Below are 26,563 nucleotides of genomic sequence, written 5' to 3'. Positions count from 1 at the left end.
GGATGCCGCGATCGGCGCCGATGGCCATCGCGGTACGCAGCGTTTCCTGGCACTGGGCCACGCCGCACGACACGGCGATCACCTCGGTGACCACGCCAGCTTCCTTCAGACGCACGGCCTCTTCGACGGCAATTTCGTCGAACGGGTTCATGCTCATCTTCACGTTGGCCAGGTCGACGCCCGTGCCATCCGACTTCACGCGGACCTTGACGTTGTAGTCCACCACCCGCTTGACTGCGACGAGTACTTTCATGCGCTCACTCCACTGATTGCTGGATAGTCCAAAGTTTTAAATCGCTCGCCATTATAACCACCGGGGTGGCGACGTTTCTGTTTTTCGAACGATCGTACTATTTTATAGACAAAGAATTGCCGGGCATAGCCGGCAATTCGAAAAATCCTCGCCGATTGTGCCGCAGGATGCCCTGCGCGCACAGGGTCTGGATGAAAACCTCCAAAAATTACCAGGCGGTAATGACGGATTCCTTGAAGGTGGCCTGCACGTACTGCTTGATTTCCGGCGAATGGTAGGCCTTCACGAGCTTGGCCACCCATGGCTTGTTCTTGTCGGCTTCACGAATCGCGATCAGGTTGGCGTACGGACCCTTCGGGCCTTCCATGGCGATGGCATCACGCGTGGGCGACAGGCCAGCCGATTCGGCGTAGTTGCCGTTGATGGCGGCCGCATCGAGGTCATCGAGCGAACGCGGCAGCTGCGCGGCATCGAGTTCCACGATCTTGATCTTCTTGGGGTTCTCGACGATATCGAGCGGCGTGGCCTTCAGGCCGGCGTCCGCACGCAGCTTGATCAGGCCCTTCGACTGCAGCAGCAACAGGCCACGTCCACCGTTGGTGGGATCGTTGGGCACGCCAACGCGTGCGCCCTGCTTGATCTGGTCCAGCGACTTGATCTTCTTCGAGTAGACGCCCATCGGGAACGTCACCGTGAAGGCGATATGCGTGAACTTGTAGCCGCGGTCCTTGATCTGCGCTTCGAGGTACGGCAGGTGCTGGTAGCTGTTGGCGTCGAGATCGCCGGCGGCCAGCGCGGCATTGGGCTGGATGTAGTCGCTGAACTCCACCACCTGGATGTTCAGGCCATCCTTGGCCGCTACCTTCTTCACCTGCTCCATGATCTGCGCGTGCGGGCCACCCGTGACACCGATCTTGATCGGCTTTTCCTGCGCGAACGCGCCGGCCGACACCACCACACCCAGCGCGACGATGGCGCTCTTGATCACACTACGACGTTGCATTGCGAATACCCCTTTGTTTCCCTGGAAAAGACTGCTCAACGATGGCTGATGCGACGGACCAGCCAGTCGCCAAAGCTCTGCACGGCTTGCACGAACACGATCAGGATCAGCACCACGGCGACCATGATCTCGGTGATATAGCGCTGGTAGCCATAGCGGATACCAAGGTCGCCGAGCCCGCCGCCGCCGATGGCGCCGGCCATGGCCGAATAACCGACCAGGCTCACGAATGTAATGGTCAGGCCAGCCACGATGCCTGGCATGGCTTCGGGCAGCAGCACCTTCCACACGATCTGGCGCGTGGTGGCGCCCATCGATTGCGCGGCTTCCACCAGCCCCTTGTCCACCTCGCGCAGCGCGGCCTCCACGAGGCGCGCGACAAACGGAATGGCGGCGATCGTCAGCGGCACGATGGCGGCCGTGGTACCGATCGACGAGCCGACGATAAAGCGCGTGAACGGAATCACCACCACCAGCAGGATGATGAACGGGATCGACCGTACCGCGTTCACGACCACGCCAATCGTGCGGTTGAACAACGGATGCGACAGCACGCCACCGCGATTGGTCAGGTGCAGCAGCACGCCGAGCGGCACGCCGAGCAGCGCGCCCACCACGCCGGAGATGCATACCATCAGCAGCGTCTCGTAGAACGAGGACAGGAACAGATCAGACATTTCAGACCACATGTTCGATCTCCTCCACTACTACGCCTTGCGCCTGCAGATAATCCATGGCTGCGCGTACATCTTCCGGATTGCCCGTGGCCATGATCGCCAGCGAGCCGAATGCCTGCCCCTGGATCTCGTCGATATGGCCATGCAGGATGTTGAAGTCCAGGCCATGCTGGCGAATCGCCTGCGCCAGCACCGGCTGGTCGACGTTTTCACCGGTAAAGGCCAGCCGGTAGACGTGATCGCGACCATTGCCAAGACGGCTTTCCACGCGCTTGAGCACGCTGGCCGGCAACTCCTGGGCAATCACGTCGCCGATCATCGCGCGCGTGACTTCGTGCCGCGGGCGCAGGAACACGTCGATCACTCGGCCGGTCTCGACCACCTGGCCCGCTTCGAGCACGGCCACGCGATCGCACACCTGCTTGATGACTTCCATCTGGTGCGTGATCATCACGATGGTCAGGCCCAGTTCCTTGTTGATCTGCTTGAGCAGTTCCAGGATCGAGCGCGTGGTCTCGGGGTCCAGCGCCGAGGTGGCTTCATCGGACAGCAGCACCTTGGGCTTGCTGGCCAGCGCACGCGCAATGCCCACACGCTGCTTCTGCCCGCCGCTGATTTGCGAGGGATGGCGGTCACGCAGTTGCGACAGGCCTACGAGTTCGAGCAGCGGTTCGACCGTCGAGGCAATTTCCTGCTTCGACTTGCCGGCCAGTTCCAGCGGCAGCGCCACGTTGTCGTAGACGGTGCGCGACGACAGCAGGTTGAAGTGCTGGAAGATCATGCCGATCTCGCGGCGCGCCGCACGCAGCGCGCCGTTATCGAGTGCGGTCAGGTCCTGGCCGTCGACGATCACCCGGCCGCTGCTGGGCCGGTTCAGCAGGTTGATGGCACGCACCAGCGTGCTCTTGCCGGCGCCGCTGCGACCGATGATGCCGAAGATTTCGCCCGCGGCGATCGAGAGGCTGACGTCACGCAGCGCGTGCACTTCCCCGGACCCACCGGGAAACCGCTGCGAGAGAGCTTGCAGTTCAATCATGAACGAGAAAAGAAAACGGCAACAGCGCGGGGTCTCCTGCGTTGTTGCCGCACTTATATTTATGAAGCCCGCATTTTATGCGATCCGCTTCATACCTCAAACGAGATTTTTTCGATCTCTTTATGCCTTGACGGCATAAAGAGCATGTAAAAGCGATCTTAAGGGCATATTCAAGCCTCCATCAGCACCTTCAGATGGGCAAACACGCTGCGTGCCAGTGCGCTGAGGTTATAGCCGCCTTCCAGGCAACTGACGATGCGGCCCTTGGCATGGGTGCGCGCCAACTGCACCAGTTGCTCGGTAATCCACGTGTAGTCCTGCTCGACCAGTCCCATCTGGCCAAGGTCGTCCTCGCGGTGCGCATCGAAGCCGGCCGAGATGAAGAGCATCTCGGGCTTGAACTCGTTCAGGCGCGGCAGCCAGATGGTCTCCACCACCTCGCGCACCGCCATGCCATTGGTGTACGCGGGCAGCGGAATGTTCGACATGTTCGGCGCCAGATGCTCGGTGCCGCTGTACGGATAGAACGGATGCTGGAAGAAGCTGCACATCATGACCCGCGGATCGTCGCGGAAGGCAGCCTCGGTGCCGTTGCCGTGGTGCACGTCGAAATCGACCACCGCCACGCGTTGCAGCCCGTGCGCGTCCAGCGCATGGCGCGCGGCAATGGCCACGTTGTTGAAGAAGCAGAAACCCATCGCATGGTCGGGTTCGGCGTGATGGCCAGGCGGTCGTACGCAGCAGAACGCGTTCTCGATTTCGCCGGCAATGACCGCATCGGTGGCCGCCACGGCCGCGCCGGCCGCATGCGTGGCGGCGGCAAGCGTGTGGCGGTTCATCGAGGTATCGGGGTCGATTGGGAAGTAGCCTGCCGACGGGCTGTTGGCGGTCAGGCTGGCCACGTAGTCGGGCCGGTGCACGCGCTCGATCTGTTCCTCGGAAGCGGCCGGGGCATCGCGCCGGTCGAGCAGGCCGTCCATCCCGTGCGATATCAGGTGGTCCTCGATGGCCTGCAGGCGTTCCGGGCATTCGGGATGGAAATGTCCCATCTCGTGCAACAGGAACGACGGATGCGTGTAGTAGCCCGTTGGCATTTTTGATTGCGGGTCAAGTTTGTCTCCAGACGTTACGTTAGCACAGGACATGGCAGATCTGCCGCCGCGCCGGCGGCCCCGGAAACTTCGTAACCAAATGCCCTGGAACGGGGCGTTGCATAAATCGCATCCGCTATACTCGGTGCGACTTGCAAAGGACAACATGACCGACCAACAGCGCTCCCTGCGCCGCCCGCTGATAGGCGCCGCACTCACCGCTGCCGCATTGGGCCTGTGCGGCGTCTCACCCCAGCTTTTCGCCGCCGGCAAGCGCCGCGTGAGTGTCCGCGAAGAGGAAATCGAACCGGGCCGCTATCAGAATCATCCGCAAGCGCGCGCATTCATCGACGACATGGTGGCCCGCAACGGCTTTGCCCGCGCGGAGCTGGAATCGTATTTCAATCAGGCCGTGTATTCCGCCACCGTGGTGCGGCTGATCATGCCACCCTCCACGCCAGGCAAGAAAAGCTGGCGCGCGTACCGTTCACGCTTTATCGAACCGATCCGGATCAACGCCGGCGTACGCTTCTGGCAACAGAACCGCGAGACGCTGCGCCGTGCAGAAGCCGAGTTTGGCGTGCCGGCCTCCGTCATCGTCGGCATCATCGGCGTGGAGACGATCTACGGCCGCGACATGGGCACCTTCCGCGTGATCGACTCGCTGTCGACGCTCGCGTTCGACTATCCCGACACGCCCAATCGCGACGCACGCATCAAGCTGTTCCGCAACCAGCTGGCCGACTACCTGCTGTGGTGCCGTGAGACAAAAACCGATGTCTTCTCGGTGCTCGGTTCGTTTGCTGGCGCGGTTGGCATTCCGCAGTTCATGCCCACGAGCCTGCGCGAGTACGCGCTCGACTACGACGGCGATGGACACGTCGACCTGCGCGGCAGCGCCACCGACGCGATCGGCAGCGTCGGACGCTTCCTGCAACTGCATGGCTGGGAACAGAACCGGCCCGTGGTCTGGCGCATTGCCGGAGACACCGGCAGCCTCGGCGTGGCGGCAGCGGCCGCCGATGGCGAACCGTGGCCCACGCGCACGCTGAACCAGCTCACCCGTGCCGGACTGCGCGTCGATGAACCCATCAACGTGCAGCGCGAAGGTGAAACCGGCGTACTGATCGTGGACTTGCCCACGCCCGACCAGCCGACCGAATACATGGTAGGCCTGCGCAATTTCTACGTGCTCACGCGCTACAACCGCAGCTTCTTCTATGCGCTTGCGGTGTACCAGCTGGGTGAGGCCGTGAAGGCCGCGATGGGGTAGGTTTTTTGGTTGTTTTGGACTTGCTAACCTCTCCCGCGCGCGGGAGAGGGGTTGGGGGAGAGGGCCAGCGGTTCAAGCTGAGACAAGTCGCAATTTGAACCTCACACCCTCTCCCCCGCCCCTCTCCCACTTCGCGGGAGAGGGGAGAAAAACAACAATCAAGCCGGAAACACCCCCGTCGACAGGTACCGGTCACCGCGATCGCACACCACGAATACGATCGTGGCGTTCTCGACTTCCTCGGCAATCTTCAGCGCCACGCACAGTGCGCCAGCCGCCGAGATACCGCAGAAGATACCTTCCTCGCGCGCCATGCGGCGGGCCATATGCTCGGCATCGGCTTGCGACACCAGTTCCTGGCGATCGATGAACTTCGGGTCGTAGATCTTCGGCAGGTACGCTTCCGGCCACTTGCGGATACCGGGAATACGCGAACCTTCGGCCGGTTGCGCGCCGACGATCTGGATCGCCGGATTCATTTCCTTCAGGTAGCGCGACACGCCCGTGATGGTGCCCGTGGTACCCATTGCCGAGACAAAGTGGGTAATGCGGCCTTCGGTATCGCGCCAGAGCTCGGGACCCGTGGTTTCGTAGTGCGCCAGCGGATTGTCCGGGTTGGCGAACTGGTCAAGGATCACGCCCTTGCCTTCGCGCTCCATTGCATCCGCCAGGTCTCGCGCATATTCCATGCCGCCCTTGACCGGCGTGAGGATGATCTCGGCCCCATAGGCCGCCATGCTCTGGCGGCGTTCGAGACTCAGGTCCTCGGGCATGATCAGCACCATGCGATAGCCGCGAATGGCAGCCGTCATGGCCAGCGCAATGCCGGTATTGCCCGACGTCGCTTCGATCAGCGTATCGCCGGGCTTGATGCGGCCACGCTCTTCCGCGCGGCGGATCATCGACAGCGCAGGCCGGTCCTTGACCGAACCCGCCGGGTTGTTACCCTCGAGCTTGCCGAGGATCACGTTGCCGCGCGCTTCGATGGCATCACCGGGAATGCGCTGCAGTCTGACCAGCGGCGTATTGCCGATGGTGTCTTCAATCGTTTTATAGGCCATGGTGCGGGGTCGGTCGGTTTTCGTTGGCCATTGTAATGCACCAACCTTACCCGCACCGGCGGCCGGGCCATTTCGCCCGGACAGCCTTGCGCCCCGGATCAGTGCGTCAGGCCCTGTTCCTCGACGCGGCCCTTGCCCAGCAGGTGGTACAGCAGGATTGCGCCGAACGTGGCGGTACCGATACCGCCCAGCGTCATGCCGCCAAGCTTCAGCGTCAGGTCGCCGGCGGCCACGGTCAGCGTGGCACCCACCGTGATCAGGTTGCGCGAGCTTGAAAAGTCCACATGGTTCTGCACCCAGATGCGGCCCGCCGTGGCCGAGATCAGGCCAAACACGACGATCGTCAGCCCGCCGATCACCGGACCCGGGATCGTCAGGATCAGTGCACCGAACTTCGGCGAGAACCCGAGCAGGATCGCCACCGCGGCAGCCACCACGAAGATCAGCGTCGAATAGATCCGGGTGACCGCCATCACGCCCATGTTCTCGGCATAGGTGGTCACGCCCGTGCCACCGCCCGATGCGGACAGCATGGTAGCCACGCCATCGCCAATGAATGCACGGCCGATATACGGGTCGAGATTGCGGCCCGTCATCACGCCAATCGCCTTGATGTGCCCCAGGTTCTCCGCCACCAGCACGATCGCCACCGGCGCGATCAGCAGCATGGCACTGGCCTGGAAGACCGGCGTGGTGAACTCGGGCATGCCAAACCAGTTGGCGGTTGCCACGGCCGAGAAATCGATGGCCTTGCCCATGCCCATCAGATTGGTGGCGACAAAGTACGCAAGATAGCCAGCCAAACCGCCCAGCAGAACCGGCAGGCGGCCCAGCATGCCAGGTGCGCGCACCGCGATCAGGCCCACGGCCAGCACGGTCAACAGGCCTACCCACGTATCGAGCGGCGCGCCGCTGACTGCCTTGACGGCCACCGGCGCCAGGTTCAGGCCAATGGCCGCGACGATGGCACCGGTCACCACCGGCGGCATCAGCTTCTCGACCCAGGCATAGCCCACCGCCTGCACGATCAGTCCAATGACCGTGTACAGCGCGCCTGCGGCGATGATGCCGCCCAATGCCACCGGAATATTGGGGTTCGGGCCGCTACCGCCATAGCCAGTGGCCGCGATCACCACGGCGATGAACGCGAAGCTCGAACCCAGGTAGCTGGGCACGCGACCGCGCACGCACAGGAAAAACAGCAAGGTGCCAATGCCCGAGAACAGGATGGCGATATTGGGATGAAAACCCATCAGGATCGGTGCAATGGCCGTCGAGCCGAACATCGCCACCACGTGCTGGATGCCCGCCAGCAGCGTCTGGCCTGCCGGCAACCTTTCATCGGGGCCGATCACGCCCCCGGTCTTGAGCCGCCACTTCGGCAGGAAGCCCTCGTCGTCGGTACTGCCCTGGCCATTCGCCATATTGTTCTCTCCCTGTCAGCGGTACGTCTGGTTATTGGATGGTATTGCCGCGCCGCACGATGCGGCAAACACCGACTGCAAACGCGGGCGGCAACAGCGATGCGCATGATACCGTCCCGCACCCCGGGCCGGGCAAACTGGCCGTCCGTTGGTGCGCCATGCGGCAAGCACAACGCATACCAGCGTCGATCCACTGATTCGGGATGCGGGATACAGGGAAGGGATGCGATGGAAGCCGTCAGCGGGCGGCCGCAGCCTTCTGCGCCGGTTTGGCGGCGTCCTTGCGGGCCGGTGCGGCCTTGCCGAAGCTCAGGCCGGCCTCCTGCAGGTTGGCGACGGATTTGCTGCCCACGCCGGGCACGCGGTCCGCCAGATCGCCGGCATCCTTGAAGGCGCCATGCTTGTCGCGCTCCTCGACAATGCGCCGGGCCGTGGCCGGGCCAATACCCTTGACCGCGTTGAGCGCCGCTTCATCGGCCTGGTTTACATCGACCTCGGCGTATGCCGGATGCATGCCAAGCATGGCCAGCGCGATTGCCAGCGTCATGCTGGCGCGGCGCCAGCCGGGCAGCATTGCCTTGAGGATCGTCGGGATGTCGTGCATCGGGGAAACTCCTTTCCTTGACAGGTTGACACCGCTACCGGGATGGCAGCGGGGACGGTCAGGATAGGAGTCCGAGCAGACCTCGGAAATTGCCGGACACACAAGTTCACAACATCCGCGCGGTTGTGTGTCGGCGTTGCCAGATCGGCGTTGCGATCCCGGACTTGTACGAATTCGCGGGACTTTTGCGGGACCCTTGCCGTGGCGCAGGTGCGACACGGCAAAGAGAACGCCGCAGATCAGCGTTCCATCAGCTACGTTCCATCAGCCACTTGCAGTAACGGCTCACGCCTTCCTGCACGGTCAGGAACGGCGCGTCATAACCGGCCGCACGCAGGCGTGAAACATCGGATTGCGTGAAGCACTGGTACTTGCCGCGCAGCGCATCGGGAAACTTCACGTACTCGACCAGCCCTTCCTGGACCATTTCATCGAGCGACAGCGGCGCCTTGTCTTCGGTCTCGCGCAACGCGTTCACCACCGAAACCGCAATGTCGTTGAACGGCTGCGAACGGCCCGTGCCCAGGTTGAAGATGCCGGACTTGTGCGGATGATCAAGGAAGTACAGGTTGACCTTGACCACGTCCTCGACCGAGACGAAATCGCGGCTTTGCGTGCCCGGTGCGTAGCCGTTGTACTCGCCAAACAGCTTCACGGTGCCTTCGGCGCGGAACTGGTTGAAGTGGTGGAATGCCACCGAGGCCATGCGCCCCTTGTGATACTCACGCGGGCCGTACACGTTGAAGTAACGGAAGCCCACGATCTGCGAATGGGCCGACTGCAGGCGACGACGCACCACCTGGTCGAACAGGAACTTCGAATAGCCGTAAACGTTTAGCGGCTTTTCGTATTCGCGGTCTTCGCGGAACATTGTCGACGCGCCATAGGTGGCGGCCGACGACGCATACAGGAACTGCGTGCCCTGCTCGAGGCAGGCTTCCATCAGCGCCAGCGTATAGCGGTAGTTGTTCTCCATCATGTAGCGGCCATCGGTCTCCATGGTGTCGGAGCAGGCGCCTTCATGAAACACCGCGCGGACATTGCCGAAGTCGCCGCGCTTGAAGCGCTCGACGAATTCGTTCTTGTCCAGGTAGTCGGCAATCTCGCAATCCACGAGATTGTTGAATTTCTCGGCACGCGTCAGGTTGTCGACTGCGACGATACTGGTTTCGCCGCGCTCGTTCAGTCCTTTGACGATATTGCTGCCGATAAAGCCGGCAGCGCCGGTCACGATGATGGTCATGGCGGATTCAGGCTCGATGGCGCGCGTCAGGCAGCGCCAAACAGTTCGGGATAAGTGACAACGGCGGTACCCAGCTTGCCGACGACGATGGCACCGGCACGGTTGGCGAGCTGTACCGCTTCCTTGAGCGGCACGCCGGCACCGAGCATGGTGGCCAGCGTGGCAATCACCGTATCGCCGGCCCCCGATACATCATAGACTTCGCGCGCCTGGGCCGAGACGTGCAGGACTTCCGCTTCGGTATAAAGCGTCATGCCCTCTTCCGAACGCGTCAGCAGCAGCGCCTCGAGCTGCAGTTCGCGACGCAGGTTCTGCGCGCGGATGGTCAGGTCGGCCTCGGTTTTCCATGCGCCGACCACGGCACGCATCTCGGCACGATTCGGTGTAATCAGCGTGGCGCCGCGATAGCGCGAGTAGTCGTCGCCTTTCGGATCGATCAGGACGGCACGGCCTGCCGCGCGCCCTGCTTCGACCATGCGGCCCACATGGGTCAGGCCGCCCTTGCCATAGTCGGACAGCACCAGCACCTGGTAGTCGTTCACCAGCGCCTGGAATCGATCCTGTACCGAAGCCAGCACTTCACTGGCCGGCGCATTTTCAAAATCGACGCGCAGCAGTTGTTGCTGGTGCGCCACCACGCGCAGCTTGATTGTGGTGTTCAGGCTGGCGTCGCGCTGCAGGTAAGGTTGCACGTGGCTGGCATGCAGCAGCGCTTCCAGCGTGCGGCCCGGTTCGTCGTCGCCAACCACCCCCAGCATGCCCACCTTGGCGCCCAACGCGGCAGCGTTGCGCGCCACGTTCGCGGCGCCGCCCAGGCGTTCGTCGCTGCGCTTGATCTGCACCACGGGCACGGGTGCTTCAGGCGAAATGCGTTCGACATCGCCAAACCAGTAGCGGTCCAGCATCATGTCACCGACCACCAGCACTTGCGCGTGCCGGATCTGATCCTGCGGAATCGTGTTCTTGCTCATGAACTTCCCTTTGCGGCAGCGCCGCGCCGGCATGGCGCGACTGGCCGCTCTGGATACGCGGATGGGTACGAATCAGTGCGTCGTCGTGGAACGCCCGATCGCGTGATATTCGATGCCGGCTTCCGCCATGGCATCGGGTTCATAGAGGTTGCGGCCGTCGATGATGACCGGCGTCTTCAGCAACGCGCGGATCTGCGCGAAATCGGGACTGCGGAATACCTTCCACTCGGTCACGATCACCAGCGCATCGGCATCTTTCAGCACATCCATCTGTGCATCGCAGAACTGCACGCGTGCCGCGCCGCCCGGAATGTCGGCCAGGTCCAGATCCAGCACGCGGCGCGCCTCTTCCATCGCCACCGGGTCATGGACGCGCAACGACGCGCCGCGCGACACCAGTTCACGTGCCAGCACGCGCGACGGCGCTTCACGCATGTCATCGGTGTTCGGCTTGAACGCGAGCCCCCAGATGCCAAACGTCATGCCGCTCAGGTCCTCGCCAAAACGCTTGATCACCTTGCGGCCCAGCACCTGCTTCTGCGCGTCGTTGACGGACTCCACCGCCTCCAGCACGCGCATCGGCTTGCCATAGGCGCTGGCAGTGCGCATCAGCGCCTGCACATCCTTGGGGAAGCACGAGCCGCCGTAGCCGGCGCCCGCGTACAGGAAGCTGTAGCCGATGCGCGGATCGGAGCCGATGCCCATGCGCACCAGTTCGATATCGGCACCCACTTCGTCAGCCAGGTTGGCCAGTTCGTTCATGAACGAGATACGCGTGGCCAGCATCGAGTTGGCGGCGTACTTGGTGAACTCGGCCGAGCGCACATCCATATAGAAGGTACGCTCATGGTTGCGGTTGAACGGCGAGTACAGCTGGCGCATGATGGCCTGCGCATGGCGGCCCGCGGCGTCGGGAGCGCAGCCCAGCACGATGCGGTCCGGACGCATGAAGTCCTCGACCGCCGCGCCTTCCTTGAGGAACTCGGGATTCGACACCACCGAATACTGCAGGTCTTCCAGGCCACGTGCGGCAAGTTCCTCGCGGATCGCCGCGCCAACCCGGTCGCCGGTACCCACGGGCACGGTCGACTTGTCCACCACGACCTTGAAGCCGGTCATATGGCGGCCGATATTGCGCGCGGCGGCCAGCACGTATTGCAGGTCCGCCGAGCCGTCCTCGTCGGGCGGCGTGCCCACGGCGATGAACTGCACATCGGCATGCTCGACGCTGGCGGCAACATCGGTGGAGAAGGTGAGACGGCCCGCCGCACGGTTGCGGTCGATCAATTCCTTGAGGCCCGGCTCATAGATGGGTACGCCGCCGGCATTCAGCAGCGCGATCTTCTTTTCGTCGACATCGAGGCAGAACACGGAATTGCCGAGTTCGGCCAGGCAGGCACCGGTCACCAGGCCAACATAGCCGCTGCCGATAATAGTAACTTTCATTGCGGAAGCTCCAGAATGATGTGATTCGCTTGAGATGACTTAGCCAAGCGCTTCGGAGCGGCGCGGCGCATACGTTTCCCAGCGGTTGCAGCCGGGGCACTGCCAATAGAACAAGCGGGCGCGGAAGCCGCATTCGCGACAGGTATAGCGCGCCAGGTTACGGGTTCGCAGTTGCAGCAGATCGCGGATGGCGACGGTCTCCTGTGCCTGCGCGGCGGCACCCGGATCGGCCTCGGCCTTTGCAGCGCCATCGGTACCATCCGCGCCCGCGATTTGCGGGACTTCCATCTCGGCGGCCTGGGCCTCGAAATACCTTGCCAGCGCCAGCAGCGTGGGCTGGCGGCGCAACTGGTCGCGCATCATGGCCGTGGCGGCCACCGGACCATTGACCTCGAGTTCGGTGCGATAGGCGGTATCGAGCAGCTCGGCCGCCAGATTGCCCTTGAGCAAGCCACGCAGCCAATCCACCGCCTTGCCCTGCTCACCCAGCGTTGCGTACGCCTTCACGATGCGATCGGCCACCAGCGGCAGATAGTTGGCGTCCTGCGCCTCGATGCCAAGCCAGTGCTTGAGTGCACCGGGCAGATCGCCAGCGGCGGCAGCCACATCGCCAAGCAGGATCGGCGCGCGGATATTGGCGGGATTTTCTTCCCTGGCCCGGCGCAGCCACTCGATCGCATCCTCCGGGCGCTTTTTCTGCAGCGCATCCTGGGCCAGTTCGCAACAGAACTGCGCGATCTGCATGCGATAGTCTTTCTGGTCGAGCGTCTGCAGTTCGCGCGCGGCATCGATCGCCTTGGACCACTCCTTCTCGACTTCATACAGTTCCAGCAACACGCGTTTGGCGGACGCGGCATAGGAACCGGACATCAGTCGGCGCAGCGATTCCTCGGCGCGGTCCAGCAGGCCGGCGCGCAAGAAGTCCTGCCCCAGTTCATAGAGCGCGTGCTCACGTTCAGGCTCGGGCAGATCGGGACGCGTGGCCAGGTTCTGGTGCACCCGGATCGCGCGTTCGGTTTCACCACGGCGGCGGAACAGCGCGCCGAGCGCGAAGTGCAATTCGGTGGTTTCGGGATCGAGCCGGGCCACCTCGACGAAGGCATCAATCGCCTGGTCGGGCTGCTCGTTGAGCAGGAAATTCAGGCCCTTGAAGTACGAGCGCGGGAGTGCGCCCTGCTCGCTGATCAACTGGCGCAGATCGAAGCGGGCAGCCATCCAGCCAAGGCCAAAGACAAGTGGCAGCGCAAGCAGCCACCAGGTTTCAAACATCATGGGTCAGACTTTCGGACCGACTACGTTATAGGGGACGCCCGGTTTCGCCTCGGGTGGCACGGCGTCGACCGGCGACGCGGCACGCGCCTCGCCTAGTGCGCGGCGCAGCCGGCCTGCCTCCATGCGTTGCCGCATCAGTCCCGGAGCCACGGCTGCCAGCGCTGCCACGATGCCCAGGCCGAAAGCGGCCAGCAGGATCAGGATCAGCGGCGCATGCCAGACGGCGCCGAAAAACAGCTGCAGTTCGGCATCGGCAGTGTTGCGCAGGGCCAGCACGAACAACAGGACGAACAGGACAATACGGAAGATCCAGGCGACGAGTTTCATGCGGTCAGTGCCATCGAGATGTAAATGGGCATCCGGTCACGCGTTCGCGCATCGGGACACCGGGCGACGGATTCCCGGCATTGTAGCGGATTGACATCTCGGCGACGGTAACCAATGGTCGCAGCACGGCGTGCAAGTCCCTGCCAGGGCGGAGTCTGCCCAAACAAAAAAGCGCTCCCGAGGGGAGCGCTTTTCATGGACTTGCCAGTATGGCGAGTGTGCATCAGGAACGTACCAGGTTTAACTGGTTGTCCTCGTGCATCCCGGCCGAGGCCGAGGGCTGCGACGAGGCCAGCGACTGTCCGGCCTTGCCATGCGACGCCTGACCGTTGACGGTCATGACGCCACTGTGTGGCGAGGCCGGGCGATCGACCCGTTCACGCAACTCCTTGCCCGCCTTGAAGTGCGGCACCCGTTTCTCGGGCACCAGCACGCGTTCGCCGGACTTGGGGTTGCGGCCCACGCGAGGCGGCCGCCGGTTCAGACCAAAGCTGCCGAAGCCGCGGATCTCGATGCGGTGGCCATCGGCCAGCGCTTCGGACATCGCGTCGAGGATCGTTTTTACCGAGATGTCCGCATCCCGCAGCAGCAACTGCGGGAAGCGGGCAGCCAGTTTTTCGACGAGCTCGGACTTGGTCATGGGCGGTCTCGCTCTCTCGCGGGCGCTGCGCGTTTTACTGGTTGTCCTGGCCCAGCTTGGCCTTCAGCAGTGCGCCAAGGTTGGTCGTGCCAGCCGTGCCGGTGTCAGCCGAGAACTTCTGCATCGCTTCTTGCTGCTCTGCGCTGTCCTTGGCCTTGATCGACAGGTTGATGTTGCGCGACTTGCGGTCGACGTTCACCACCAGGGCGGTGATCTGCTCGCCTTCCTTCAGCACGTTGCGGGCGTCTTCCACGCGGTCTGCGGAGATTTCCGAAGCACGCAGGTAGCCTTCCACGTCGTCAGCCAGCTGCACCACGGCGCCCTTCGCGTCAACGGCCTTGATCGTGCCGTTCACGAGCGAGCCCTTGTCGTTGGCCGAGATGAAGTTGTTGAACGGATCGCCCGACAGTTGCTTGATGCCCAGCGAGATGCGTTCCTTGTCGACGTCGATGCCCAGGACGACAGCTTCCACTTCGTCGCCCTTCTTGTACTTGCGCACGGCTTCTTCGCCCGTCTCTTGCCACGACAGGTCCGACAGGTGCACCAGGCCGTCGATGCCGCCCGGCAGACCGATGAACACGCCGAAGTCGGTGATCGACTTGATCTGGCCGGCCAGCTTGTCGCCCTTCTTGTGGTTGCGGCTGAAATCGTCCCACGGGTTGGCCTTGCACTGCTTCATGCCCAGGCTGATACGACGCTTGTCTTCGTCGATATCCAGGACCATGACTTCCACTTCGTCGCCCAGCTGGACAACCTTCGACGGAGCCACGTTCTTGTTGGTCCAGTCCATTTCGGACACGTGCACCAGACCTTCGATACCGGCTTCGATTTCCACGAATGCGCCGTAGTCGGTCAGGTTGGTCACCTTGCCGAACAGGCGGGTGCCTTGCGGGTAACGGCGCGAGATGCCCACCCACGGATCTTCGCCCAGTTGCTTCACGCCCAGCGAGACGCGGTTCTTTTCCTGGTCGAACTTGAGGATCTTGGCAGTGATTTCCTGGCCAACCGACAGCACTTCGCTCGGGTGACGCACACGACGCCATGCCAGGTCGGTGATGTGCAGCAGACCGTCGATACCACCCAGGTCCACGAACGCGCCGTAGTCGGTGATGTTCTTGACGATACCGTTGACGATCGCGCCTTCCTTCAGCGTTTCCATCAGCTTCTGGCGCTCTTCGCCCAGCGTGGCTTCCACCACGGCGCGACGCGACAGCACGACGTTGTTACGCTTGCGGTCGAGCTTGATGACCTTGAATTCGAGGGTCTTGCCTTCGTACGGCGTGGTGTCCTTGATCGGACGCACGTCGACGAGCGAACCCGGCAGGAAGGCACGGATGCCGTTGACCATGACGGTCAGGCCGCCCTTGACCTTGCCGGTCACGGTACCCGAGATGATTTCGCCGTCTTCCAGCGCCTTCTCGAGGTTCAGCCACGATGCCAGGCGCTTGGCCTTGTCGCGGGAGAGGATGGTGTCGCCATAGCCGTTCTCGAGCGCGTCGATGGCCACGGAGACATAGTCGCCGGCCTGCACTTCGAGTTCGCCCTGGTCGTTCAGGAACTCCTCCACCGGCACGAATGCCTCGGACTTGAGGCCGGCGTTGACGACCACGAAATTGTGGTCGATGCGCACGACTTCAGCGGAAATCACTTCGCCAGCCTTCATATTGGAGCGGGCGATCGATTCCTCGAACAGTGCGGCAAAGGATTCGTTAGTTTGCAGGTCGGACATAAACGTAAGGTAGCAATCCGCAGTACGTAGGCCGGCACGACTATCGTGCTCAGTCTGCCTGACGCAGCGGGGTTAGGTTAAAAAACCGGCACCGGACATGATTTCCGATGCAGGCTCCAGGGTGGCGCATCGTGGTTTGTCACCGCACGGCGGCGAACCACTCCAGCACCTGCGCTACCGCCTCATCCACCGTCATTTCCGATGTATCCAGGCGTTGCGCATCTTCCGCGGGACGCAGTGGCGCGGCGGCACGGGAACGGTCCCGCGCGTCGCGCGCCTCGAGGTCACGCAAAAGGGCTTCGATATTAGCAGAAATTCCCTTATCAATCAATTGTTTATAGCGCCTGCGAGCGCGCGCTTCCACACTTGCGGTCAGGAACACCTTGAGAGGGGCCTCGGGAAAGATCACCGTGCCCATGTCGCGGCCATCTGCCACCAGCCCCGGCAGCTTGCGAAAGCCGCGCTGAAGTGCCGTCAGGGCGTCACGTACCGGTTGATGAACCGCAAGCGCCGAAGCGCGGTTGCCAATCGCCTCCTGGCGAATCAGCTGGCTGACCTCTTCGCCCGCCAGCCAGACCCGGTCCGGGCCGAACTTCACATCGAGGCGCAGGGCGATTTTTGCAAGGGTGTCGACGTCCGCCACGTCCACGTTGGCACGCTCGCTGGCCAGGGCGACAAGCCGATAGAGCGCGCCGCTGTCCAGCAGATGAAAGCCGAGGGCATCTGCCACCTTATGGGCCACCGTGCCTTTGCCGGACGCGGTGGGACCATCTATGGTGATGACGTCGATGATTGTCATTATTTATCGAATCGCTTAAAACTATTGATTTCAGATCTCAATTGAACATCAATATCATGTGAAGCATGGTTGCGCGGCCGCAGCACGACCGGTCCCCCAAAAGACGCTGCGCAACCATCCTGATGAGTCCGGCAGGGTACTCAGATGTGGCGAGGCTTTAGCCCAGCACCACTTCACACCTGCCGTTGGAGCGAAGTAGTCGCTTACCGCGCTACCCCTGCAAACACCTGAAAATACTCCGGGAAGGTCTTGGCCACACAACCCGGATCGTTGATCCGGACCGGCAACGGACCAAAAGCGGCCAACGAGAAACACATGGCCATCCGATGATCATCATAGGTGCCAATACCATCGGCCGGAGTCTGCCATGACGATGGCGACGCCGGCGGCGTGACCTTCAGGTAGTCGGCGCCCTCTTCCACCCCGGCACCGAGCTTGCGCAGTTCGGTCGCCATGGCGCTGATCCGGTCGGTCTCCTTGACGCGCCAGCTGGCAATATTCGTCAGCGTGGTCGGGCCCTCGGCGAACAATGCGGCCACGGCGAGCGTCATCGCGGCATCGGGAATATGGTTGCAGTCGAGCTCGATGCCGTTCAGCCGGCCGTCGTCGCGCTCGGTACCGCGTACCTCGATCCAGTTGTCACCCGCCATGACATTGGCGCCCATCCGGTTCAATGCGTCCGCAAAGCGGACATCGCCCTGGATGCTCGACAGCCCCACGCCTTCCACGCGCACCGGGCCGCCACCAATGGCACCCGCGGCCAGGAAGTAAGACGCCGTCGACGCATCGCCTTCGACATAGATTTCGCCCGGCGACAAGTACTGGGCATTGGCCGGCAGGATGAACCGCTCCCAGCCCTGGCGTTCCACCGCAATGCCGAAACGCGCCAGCAGGTTCAGCGTGATTTCAATATACGGTTTCGAAATCAGCTCGCCCACCACTTCGATCTCGATGCGGCCCGACGGGGACGACGCCATCGGCAGCGTCATCAGCAATGCGGTCAGGAACTGGCTCGATACATCGCCGCGCACGCGGATCGGCGCATCGATGCGGATCTGTGCGGGGTTGATCTGCAATGGCGGATACCCCGGCGTACCAAGGTAGTCGATCGCGGCGCCCACCTGCAGCAGGCCATCGACCAGATCGCCGATCGGGCGCTCATGCATGCGTGCCACCCCGCTGACCCGGTAGCTGCCGCCCTGTAGGGCCAATGCCGCGGTCAACGGTCGAATCGCCGTGCCGGCATTTCCCATGAACAGATCGGCCGCCTTGTTCGGAAACTGTCCGCCCACGCCGGTCACCACGCAATCGCCGTCTTCGCGACGCCATGCCACGCCCAGCACCTTGAGCGCTTCGAGCATGACACGGGTATCGTCGGAATCGAGCAGGTCACGCACACGCGTCTCGCCAGTGGCCAGCGCCGCCAGCAACAGCACGCGGTTGGAGATGCTCTTCGAGCCGGGCAGGCGAACCGTACCCGATGCACGGGTCAGGGGGCCGAGGGTCAGATGTTCCATGGTCATTGCAGCATGGCCGCGGCGCGCGAAGGCGCGGCAGCGTGGTATCAGGGTTCTACGTCAGGGTTCTACATTATGGGCAGCCGCACGCGCCGCCCCCCATTTCAGGCGTGCTGCGCTGGCGCGGGCGAACACGCGTTCGAGCGCGTCGCCATCGCCGGCCTTGATCTGCGCCTTCAGATGGCCAAGTACCGCTTCGTACGTATTGATCTCACGCAGCAGCGCTTCCTTGTTGGCAATACAGATGTCGCGCCACATTTCCGGCGACGATGCGGCGATGCGCGTGAAGTCGCGGAAGCCGCCACCGGCGAAATCCAGCTTGAGCGATGCATCCTCGGCGTTGGCCACCTGGGCCACCAGCGCATACGACAACACGTGCGGCAAATGGCTGACCGATGCAAACACCGCATCGTGCTGCACCGCCGACATGACGTGGCAATCGGCACCCGCCGCTTCCCACATCGCGCGCACCGCGGCAACATCGGCACGGCTGTTTTCCTGCAACGGACACAGCACCACCTTCTTGTCCAGATACAGGTCGTTGAGCGCCGCTTCCACGCCATGCAGTTCGCGACCGGCAATCGGATGCGCGGGCACGAACTGCGCGACCTTGTCGCCCAGCGCGGTCTTGGCGGCCATGATCACGTCCGACTTGGTGCTACCGGCATCGGTCACGATCGTGCCCGGTTCCAGATGCGGCTCCAGCGCATGCAGCAGCGCAAAATTCTGCGCGACCGGCGCGCACAGCACGATCAGGCTGGCGCCGCGCGCGGCATCGGCCAGCGACTCGGCAGCTTCGTCGATCACGCCGAGCATTTTGGCCTTCTCGAGCGATGCCGCCGAACGGCCCACGCCCACCACGGTGCCGACCACGCCGGCACGCTTGAGCGACAACGCCAGCGATCCGCCAATCAGGCCGACACCGACAATCACAACACGGGAAAAATGCAGAGCGCTCACGGTTTCAAAATACCTGGATTCACTTCAATGCCTGCTCGAGCGCCGCGATGCACGCGTCGTTCTCTTCGGGCAGGCCGATCGTGATGCGTAGCCACTGCGGCAAACCGTAGTTCGCCACAGGGCGCACGATCACACCTTGCCTGAGCATCGCCAGGTTCACGCGCGCGCCGGCGCCATCGTCATTGCCTACTCGCACCATGACGAAATTGCCCGACGACTTCACATACTCGAGGCCCATGCGTTCGAACGCCGCTACCAGTTGCGCCTTGCCCGTGCGGTTGAGCCCGGCGCTGCGCTGCAGGAATTCCGCGTCGCCCAGTGCCGCCACCGCCGCGGCTTGCGCGAGGCTGTTCACATTGAACGGCTGGCGTACACGGTTCAGCAGGTCGGTCAGCGGCGGCTGGGCCACGCCGTAGCCCACGCGCAGACCCGCCAGCCCATACGCCTTCGAGAACGTCCGAGACACCATCAGGTTCGGATACCGGCGCACCCACGCAATCGATTCGTATTGCTGGTCTGCGTCGAGGTATTCGTTGTACGCCTCGTCGAGCACCACCACCACATGCGGCGGCACCTTGGCCAGGAAGCGCTCGATCTCGGCCGCGGCAATGAACGTACCGGTCGGATTGTTCGGATTGGCGATGAAGACCAGCTTCGTATCCGGCGCAATCGCCGCAGCCATCGCATCGAGGTCATGACCGTAGTGGCGCGCCTTCACCTCGATGGCGCGCGCCCCGACTTCCTGCGTGGCCAGCGCGTACACCGCGAACGAATACTCGGCATAGACGATCGATTCGCCCGTGCGCACCAGCGCATGCGCGGCCAGTTCCAGGATGTCATTGCTGCCGTTGCCCAGCGTCAGCCATTCGGCGGGCACGTCGAACTTGTGCGACAAGCTCGCCTTGAGCTCGAAACCGTTGCTGTCCGGATAGCGGCCAAGATCCTCCATCGCGGCTGCAATCGCAGCCTTGGCCGAGGCCGGCATGCCAAGCGGATTCTCGTTCGACGCCAGCTTGACGATGCGTGCCTCGTCGAGCCCGAATTCACGCGCGACTTCCGAAATCGGCTTGCCCGCGATATACGGCGAAATCTTGCGAACATAGGTCGGGCCAAAGTAATCGGCCACGCCCTGCGCCGCCGCGCTCCCCTGCTCTGCCATGCTGTCTCCTCGCTGCGTTTACTTGCTCGACGGGTAGGACCCGAGCACTTTCAGGTATGCGGCATTCGCACGCAACGTGTTGATCGCGCGCGCCACCGAGGGGTCGTGCTGGTGGCCTTCCACATCGACATAGAAGTAGTACTCCCATGCACCGCTGCGGGCGGGACGCGATTCGAAGCGGCACATCGACACGCCATTCTCCGCCAGGGGCGCCAGCAACTGGTACACGGCACCGGCCTTGTTCGGCACCGACAGGATCATCGACGTCTGATCGCTGCCCGATGGCTCGGTCTCGTAGCGGCCGATCACGGCAAAGCGGGTACGGTTGTGCGGATCGTCCTGGATATGCGTGCGCACCATGTGCAGATGGTAGCGATTGGCTGCGGTTTCACCGGCAATCGCAGCCACGGTGGGATCCTCGCTGGCCATGCGCGCGGCCTCGGCATTGCTGGAAACGGCCTGGCGCTCCAGATGCGGATAGTTGGCCGACAGCCAGTGCTGGCACTGCGCCAGCGCCTGGGCATGCGCGCGCACCACGGTCACGCCCTTCATGTCCGGCGATGCCGCCATCAGGTTGTGGTGGACCTTCAGGGCAATCTCGCCGCTGATCTTCAGCGACGTCTGCAGGAACAGGTCGAGCGTGCGCGACACCGCGCCCTCGGTCGAGTTCTCTACCGGCACCACACCATACTCCACGGTGCCGGCTTCCACGGCGCGGAACACTTCGTCGATGCTCGTACAAGGGACGCCGGAAACCTCGTGACCGAAGTGCGCGTAGAGCGCCTGTTCGGAGAACGTGCCGGCCGGCCCGAGGAAAGCGATTTCGAGCGGCTTTTCCAGGCCACGGCAGGCGGACATCACCTCACGCCAGATTGATGCCACGCTTTCACCAAGCAGTGGGCCGGGATTGGCGCCCTGCACCTTGCGGATCACCTGCAACTCGCGCTCGGGACGAAACACGGGCGCACCGTATTTCTTCTTTACCTCGCCCACATCGAGCGCCAGTTGCGCGCGGCGGTTGAGCAAAGCCAGCAGTTCACGATCCACCGCATCGATCTGGTTGCGCAGCGGTGCCAGATCGGCAGACAGCGCCTGCTCTTGCGGGCTGGGTCCGGCTGAGTCGTTGCGCGGCGCGTCGGTGTCGCCGTCTGGCTTGTCTTGCTGTGTCATATCAAACCCTATGGCCTGTGGGCTATGAGCCGTGCCTCGCACGGCCCTGGAAAAGTCTGGGTCACCGCGCTGGCGTCAGGCAGCGGTGCGCTCGAATTCGCGCATGAATTCAATCAGCGCTGTAACACCTTCGAGTGGCATCGCGTTATAGATGCTGGCGCGCATGCCGCCCACGGACTTGTGGCCCTTGAGCTGTACCAGGCCATTCGCGCGCGCCTGGGTCAGGAACGCTTCGTTGCGCGATTCATCGCGCAACAGGAACGGTACGTTCATGCGCGAGCGGCAGCTGGGGTCGATTTCGTTACGGTAAAAGTCGCTCTGGTCCAGGTACGTGTACAGCGCGCTCGCCTTGGCGATATTGCGCTGTTCGATGGCGGCCACGCCGCCCTGGGCCTTGAGCCACTGGAACACCAGCCCTGCGATATAGATCGCATAGGTGGGCGGGGTGTTGTACATCGAGTCGTGTTCGGCCACGAGACGCCAGTTGAATGCCGACGGGCACAGCGGATGCGCGAAACCGATCAGGTCTTCGCGCACGATGACGATCGTCACGCCGGCCGGGCCGATGTTCTTCTGCGCACCACCATACACGACCTGCACGCGCGACCAATCGATCGGGCGCGACAGGATATGACTCGAGGCATCGGCCACGACGATGCGTCCCTTGTCATGCGTACCGGTCTGGCCGATATCGGGAATCTGCTGGAACTCCACGCCAACGATCGTCTCGTTGGTGCACAGGTGCACGTATGCCGCGTCGTCGGAGAGCTTCCACGATGCCGCATCGGGAATCCTGGCCCACTTCTGGTCCTGGCTCGAAGCGGCGATATTGACTTCGCCATAGCGTCGCGCTTCCTGCTCGGTCTTGACCGACCAGGTACCCGTGACCACGAAATCGGTCTTCGGCTTTTGCGCATCGATGCGGCGGGCAAGGTTCAGCGGCACGATGCCGTTCTCGCCGATGGCGCCGCCTTGCAGGAACAGGATCTTGAAGTTCTTGGGCACATGCAGCAGTTCGCGCAGATCGGTCAGTGCCTGCTGGTGAATGCTCTCGAAGTCCTTGCTGCGATGGCTCATCTCCATGACCGATACACCGGTGCCACGCCACGACAGCATTTCCTCGGCGGCCTGTTGCAGGACTTCGGCCGGCAACGCGGCCGGGCCAGGCGAGAAATTGAAGACGCGCTCGGCCAGGGAACGTTGCAGGCCGGCGAGGGCGGGATTCTGGGGATCGTTCATGGAGGGGAGAAAAAGAAAAATGGCTGCCGGATTGAACCAGGCAGCCATTATCGCCCAAAACCCGCGCCCCTTGGACACCAGCGGCGTCGGGCGCGCGTTCAGGGCAGGCGACCTCGCCGGGCTAACCGCCCCGCGAGGTCAGCCGTCGATCACTTCGAAGCGGCGGCGATTTCCTTCTCGGCGGAGTCGCGCATCGACTTGCCGACCTGCGGGCCGTACTTCTGCATCATCGAACCCCAGATTTCCTGGGTGGCCTTGCCCTGGTTGGCCATGAACTTCTGGCCAGTCGGCGACTTCAGGAACGTGGTCAGGTCCTTGATTTCCTGGGTCGAGTAATACTTGCCGAAGGCATCGTAGTGGGCCTTGATGGCATCCTGGCGGAAGCCGTCGGTGTTGAACGCCGTACCGGCGCCATCCACCATGCGCTGCACGGCGCCGTTCTTCTTGAGCTTGTCGACAGCGGCCTGCTTCTGCTTGTCGTTCAGCGTCTTGTTTTCCACCAGGACCTGCTCCAGCACCAGCGGAGCTTCCTGCTTGGCGCCTTGTTGCCAGTTGTCGGCCTGACCCTTGACTGCCTGGTCAGCCTGCATGACGGTCAGCAGTTCCTTGATGGCTGCGGTCTTGTCCTTGTCTTCCTGAGCGTGCGCACCTTGCGCCAGCATCATCAGCGGAGCGAAAGCAGCCAGAACAGCGATACGTCGATAGGTTTTGAACATTATGACTCCCTGGTAAATACGTCCGGATTAGTCCGGCCGGCCGTCTGGCGAGTTCCGGCCGCCGTCCCATTGTTGCAACAATTTACGAATTCGCGTCCGCGTCGGTGGCACCGGCGGCGCTATCGCCCGTGCTGTCGCCGGGGGTGTCGCCGGTGGCATTGTCTGCCGCGTCGGCATCGTCACCCTCTTCACCCTCGTCGCCGTTGCCGCTGTTGTCGGCATCCGATTCAACAATGCGCTGCAGACCCGACAGCTTGGTGCCTTCGTCCACATTGATAAGCGTGACGCCTTGCGTGGCGCGACCCATTTCGCGGATTTCGGCCACACGGGTGCGGATCAGCACGCCGCCGGTCGTGATCAGCATGATCTCGTCTTCGGGCGAAACCAGCGCCGCGGCCACTACACGGCCATTGCGCTCGCTCGTCTGGATCGCAATCATGCCCTTGGTACCGCGGCCATGTCGAGTGTATTCGGAGATCGGCGTACGCTTGCCGTAGCCGTTCTCGGTAGCGGTCAGCACGCTGCCCACCGACATTGCGCCACCTTCTGCAGCATCGGTATCCGCATTCTCTGCCGGTGCAACCAGCATGGCGATCACGGCCTGGGTTTCGTCAAGGTTCATGCCGCGCACGCCGCGCGCCTGGCGGCCCATCGGACGTACATCGTTCTCGTCGAAACGCACGGCCTTGCCGGCATCGGAGAACAGCATCACGTCGTGCTGGCCGTCGGTGACGGCGGCGCCGATCAGGAAGTCGCCCTCATCGAGATCCACGGCGATGATCCCGGCCTTGCGCGGGTTCGAGAACTCGGTCAGCGCAGTCTTCTTGACCGTACCGCGCGCGGTGGCCATGAAGATGAAATGCTCGGCATCGAACTGGCGCACCGGCAGGATCACGTTGATCTTCTCGCCATCGGCCAGCGGGAACATGTTCACGATCGGACGGCCGCGCGAGTTGCGCGAGCCCTGCGGTACTTCATAGACCTTGAGCCAGTACAGGCGACCGCGATTCGAGAAGCACAGGATGTAGTCGTGCGTGTTGGCCACGAACAGCGTATCGATCCAGTCGTCTTCCTTGGTCGCCGTGGCCAGCTTGCCGCGGCCTCCGCGCTTCTGCGCCCGGTACTCGGAGATCGGCTGGCTCTTCATATAGCCCGAGTGCGACAGCGTCACGACCATGTCCTGCGGCGTGATCAGGTCCTCGGTATCGAGTTCGGTGGCGTTGTGCTCGATCTGCGAGCGGCGCTCGTCGCCGAATTCGGCACGAATCGCGCCGAGTTCCTCGGTGATGATCGTCGTGATCCGTTCGGGACGCGCCAGGATGTCCAGCAGGTCCGCGATCACGCCCATCACCTCGCGATATTCCTGGACGATCTTGTCCTGCTCGAGCCCCGTGAGGCGTTGCAGTCGCATCTGCAGGATTTCCTGCGCCTGGCCATCGGACAGGCGGTACAGGCCATCCGGCTGCATGCCGAAGACGGCGGGCAGGCCGTCCGGACGATACGAGGCGCGACCGCCCGACGTATCGCTTTCGGCACGTGCCAGCATTTCCCGCACCAGGCTCGAATCCCAGGCCTTGGCCATCAATTCCTGCTTGGCGAGCGGCGGCGTCGGCGCGGCCTTGATGATCGCGATGAACTCGTCGATGTTGGCCAGCGCCACGGCCAGGCCTTCCAGCACGTGCCCGCGTTCGCGCGCCTTGCGCAGCTCGAACACGGTACGGCGCGTCACCACTTCGCGGCGATGCGACAGGAACGCGGACAGCATCTGCTTCAGGTTCAGCAGGCGCGGCTGGCCGTCGACCAGCGCCACCATGTTCATGCCGAACGTATCCTGCAGCTGGGTGTTCTTATATAGGTTGTTCAGAACAACCTCGGGCACCTCGTTGCGCTTGAGCTCGACCACCACGCGCATGCCTGACTTGTCAGACTCGTCGCGAATGTCCGAAATGCCCTCGATCTTCTTCTCGGTGACCAGCTCGGCAATGCGTTCGAGCAGTGTCCGCTTGTTCACCTGGTACGGCAGTTCGTCGACGATGATCGCCTGGCGCTGACCGCGATCAATGTCCTCAAAGTGCGTGCGCGCGCGCATGACCACACGGCCACGCCCAGTGCGGTATCCCTCACGCACGCCCTGAATGCCATAGATAATGCCGGCGGTCGGAAAATCGGGTGCCGGCACCAGTTCGATCAGTTCATCGATGGTCGCATCGGGATTACCCAGCAGATGCAGGCAGGCATCCACCACCTCATTGAGGTTATGCGGCGGGATATTGGTTGCCATACCCACCGCAATACCCGACGAACCATTGATCAGCAAATTCGGAATACGCGCCGGCAAAATACCGGGCTCTTTCTCCGAACCGTCATAGTTGGGTTCGAAATCGACAGTTTCCTTGTCGATATCGTGAAGCATTTCATGGGCAATCTTCGCCAAGCGGATTTCGGTATAACGCATCGCCGCTGCGTTATCTCCGTCCACTGAACCGAAGTTACCCTGACCGTCGACCAGCATATAGCGCAGCGAGAAATTCTGCGCCATGCGGACGATCGTGTCGTATACAGCCGTGTCACCGTGCGGATGGTACTTACCAATCACGTCACCGACGATACGGGCCGATTTCTTGTAGGCCCGGTTCCAGTCGTTATTGAGCTCATGCATCGCAAAGAGCACGCGCCGGTGTACCGGCTTCAGGCCGTCCCGGACATCGGGAAGCGCACGCCCCACGATTACGCTCATGGCGTAATCCAGGTATGAGCGGCGCATTTCCTCTTCCAGTGAGACCGGAAGGGTTTCTTTGGCGAATTGATCCATTGCGACGTGGTTTATACGGCGGGTTTAAGCAAATGAAGCCCGGAATCCGGCAAGCAGAAGATGGCCTGCCGACGACGGGCGAACATGGCATTCTATCACGCGCGGAACCCCTCCCCGCCCACCGCCAAACCCCTCGCCGGA

The 26,563-nt window shown here is 62.8% G+C and carries 24 protein-coding genes; 1 reads left to right on the top strand and 23 read right to left on the bottom strand.

The window, feature by feature from the left end; all coding sequences use genetic code 11:
- The 5 genes from ACO550_RS38770 to ACO550_RS38750 all read right to left on the bottom strand — a co-directional run.
- On the bottom strand, nt 1–253 hold a 253-nt coding region (locus ACO550_RS38770; protein ID WP_485995162.1), incomplete at its 3' end, for an electron transfer flavoprotein subunit beta/FixA family protein.
- Nucleotides 254–461: 208 nt separating this feature from the next.
- On the bottom strand, nt 462–1,256 hold the full coding sequence (locus ACO550_RS38765; protein WP_315598269.1) for a MetQ/NlpA family ABC transporter substrate-binding protein: 795 nt from the start codon (nt 1,254–1,256) through the stop codon (nt 462–464).
- 35 nt (nt 1,257–1,291) lie between these two features.
- Entirely contained in the window at nt 1,292–1,945 is a 654-nt protein-coding gene (locus ACO550_RS38760) for a methionine ABC transporter permease MetI (RefSeq protein WP_315598270.1), read from the bottom strand.
- Nucleotides 1,935–2,969 carry an ATP-binding cassette domain-containing protein gene (locus ACO550_RS38755; protein ID WP_315598271.1) on the bottom strand — a complete coding sequence of 345 codons (1,035 nt, stop codon included), beginning with the start codon at nt 2,967–2,969 and terminating at the stop codon, nt 1,935–1,937. Before ACO550_RS38755 ends, ACO550_RS38760 begins: the two co-directional genes overlap by 11 nt.
- A gap of 170 nt (nt 2,970–3,139) precedes the next feature.
- Entirely contained in the window at nt 3,140–4,063 is a 924-nt protein-coding gene (locus ACO550_RS38750; protein WP_315598272.1) for a histone deacetylase family protein, read from the bottom strand.
- 163 nt (nt 4,064–4,226) lie between these two features.
- Here ACO550_RS38750 and mltB point away from each other — a divergent pair, with 163 nt between their 5' ends.
- Nucleotides 4,227–5,333 (top strand): lytic murein transglycosylase B, encoded by a 1,107-nt coding sequence (mltB, locus tag ACO550_RS38745; RefSeq protein ID WP_315598273.1) that lies wholly within the window; start codon nt 4,227–4,229, stop codon nt 5,331–5,333.
- A gap of 158 nt (nt 5,334–5,491) precedes the next feature.
- Here mltB and cysM read toward each other — a convergent pair whose 3' ends face one another.
- The 18 genes from cysM to gyrA all read right to left on the bottom strand — a co-directional run bounded on the left by cysM (nt 5,492) and on the right by gyrA (nt 26,422).
- Nucleotides 5,492–6,394: a cysteine synthase CysM gene (cysM, locus tag ACO550_RS38740; protein ID WP_315598274.1), complete on the bottom strand. Its 903-nt coding sequence runs from the start codon at nt 6,392–6,394 to the stop codon at nt 5,492–5,494.
- A 98-nt stretch (nt 6,395–6,492) separates the two neighbouring features.
- Nucleotides 6,493–7,818 (bottom strand): solute carrier family 23 protein, encoded by a 1,326-nt coding sequence (locus ACO550_RS38735; protein WP_315598275.1) that lies wholly within the window; start codon nt 7,816–7,818, stop codon nt 6,493–6,495.
- Between the two features lie 238 nt (nt 7,819–8,056).
- Nucleotides 8,057–8,365 (bottom strand): helix-hairpin-helix domain-containing protein, encoded by a 309-nt coding sequence (locus ACO550_RS38730; protein ID WP_315598291.1) that lies wholly within the window; start codon nt 8,363–8,365, stop codon nt 8,057–8,059.
- Nucleotides 8,366–8,672: 307 nt separating this feature from the next.
- Nucleotides 8,673–9,665, bottom strand: coding sequence for an ADP-glyceromanno-heptose 6-epimerase (gene rfaD, locus ACO550_RS38725; protein ID WP_315598276.1), 993 nt, complete (start codon nt 9,663–9,665; stop codon nt 8,673–8,675).
- A gap of 26 nt (nt 9,666–9,691) precedes the next feature.
- A complete protein-coding gene (gene rfaE1, locus ACO550_RS38720) occupies nt 9,692–10,636 on the bottom strand; it encodes a D-glycero-beta-D-manno-heptose-7-phosphate kinase (protein WP_315598277.1) in 945 nt (314 codons plus the stop codon).
- Nucleotides 10,637–10,708: 72 nt separating this feature from the next.
- A complete protein-coding gene (locus ACO550_RS38715) occupies nt 10,709–12,082 on the bottom strand; it encodes a nucleotide sugar dehydrogenase (RefSeq protein ID WP_315598278.1) in 1,374 nt (457 codons plus the stop codon).
- A gap of 39 nt (nt 12,083–12,121) precedes the next feature.
- Nucleotides 12,122–13,354, bottom strand: a complete 1,233-nt coding sequence (lapB, locus tag ACO550_RS38710) for a lipopolysaccharide assembly protein LapB (protein ID WP_315598279.1) — start codon at nt 13,352–13,354, stop codon at nt 12,122–12,124.
- A gap of 3 nt (nt 13,355–13,357) precedes the next feature.
- Complete coding sequence (locus ACO550_RS38705) at nt 13,358–13,681, bottom strand: lipopolysaccharide assembly protein LapA domain-containing protein (RefSeq protein WP_315598280.1); 324 nt, start codon at nt 13,679–13,681, stop codon at nt 13,358–13,360.
- A 223-nt stretch (nt 13,682–13,904) separates the two neighbouring features.
- The gene (locus ACO550_RS38700; RefSeq protein WP_315598281.1) at nt 13,905–14,321 is read right to left on the bottom strand and encodes an integration host factor subunit beta; all 417 of its coding nucleotides are present in this window, start codon (nt 14,319–14,321) and stop codon (nt 13,905–13,907) included.
- Nucleotides 14,322–14,355: 34 nt separating this feature from the next.
- Nucleotides 14,356–16,050: a 30S ribosomal protein S1 gene (gene rpsA, locus ACO550_RS38695; RefSeq protein WP_315598282.1), complete on the bottom strand. Its 1,695-nt coding sequence runs from the start codon at nt 16,048–16,050 to the stop codon at nt 14,356–14,358.
- A 139-nt stretch (nt 16,051–16,189) separates the two neighbouring features.
- Nucleotides 16,190–16,849, bottom strand: a complete 660-nt coding sequence (gene cmk, locus ACO550_RS38690) for a (d)CMP kinase (RefSeq protein WP_315598283.1) — start codon at nt 16,847–16,849, stop codon at nt 16,190–16,192.
- Between the two features lie 203 nt (nt 16,850–17,052).
- Nucleotides 17,053–18,366 carry a 3-phosphoshikimate 1-carboxyvinyltransferase gene (gene aroA / locus ACO550_RS38685; protein WP_315598284.1) on the bottom strand — a complete coding sequence of 438 codons (1,314 nt, stop codon included), beginning with the start codon at nt 18,364–18,366 and terminating at the stop codon, nt 17,053–17,055.
- A gap of 60 nt (nt 18,367–18,426) precedes the next feature.
- Nucleotides 18,427–19,326, bottom strand: coding sequence for a prephenate dehydrogenase (locus tag ACO550_RS38680; protein ID WP_315598285.1), 900 nt, complete (start codon nt 19,324–19,326; stop codon nt 18,427–18,429).
- A 19-nt stretch (nt 19,327–19,345) separates the two neighbouring features.
- Nucleotides 19,346–20,485, bottom strand: coding sequence for a histidinol-phosphate transaminase (gene hisC, locus ACO550_RS38675; protein ID WP_315598286.1), 1,140 nt, complete (start codon nt 20,483–20,485; stop codon nt 19,346–19,348).
- Between the two features lie 18 nt (nt 20,486–20,503).
- Nucleotides 20,504–21,655 (bottom strand): prephenate dehydratase, encoded by a 1,152-nt coding sequence (gene pheA, locus ACO550_RS38670; RefSeq protein WP_315598287.1) that lies wholly within the window; start codon nt 21,653–21,655, stop codon nt 20,504–20,506.
- 75 nt (nt 21,656–21,730) lie between these two features.
- Nucleotides 21,731–22,894: a 3-phosphoserine/phosphohydroxythreonine transaminase gene (gene serC / locus ACO550_RS38665; RefSeq protein ID WP_315598288.1), complete on the bottom strand. Its 1,164-nt coding sequence runs from the start codon at nt 22,892–22,894 to the stop codon at nt 21,731–21,733.
- Between the two features lie 149 nt (nt 22,895–23,043).
- Complete coding sequence (locus tag ACO550_RS38660) at nt 23,044–23,610, bottom strand: DUF2059 domain-containing protein (RefSeq protein WP_315598289.1); 567 nt, start codon at nt 23,608–23,610, stop codon at nt 23,044–23,046.
- Between the two features lie 82 nt (nt 23,611–23,692).
- Nucleotides 23,693–26,422 carry a DNA gyrase subunit A gene (gene gyrA, locus ACO550_RS38655; protein ID WP_315598290.1) on the bottom strand — a complete coding sequence of 910 codons (2,730 nt, stop codon included), beginning with the start codon at nt 26,420–26,422 and terminating at the stop codon, nt 23,693–23,695.
- Nucleotides 26,423–26,563 lie beyond the last annotated feature (141 nt).

The sequence above is a fragment of the Cupriavidus sp. genome, from assembly GCF_057315035.1.
This window is presented reverse-complemented; position numbering and strand designations above follow the sequence as displayed.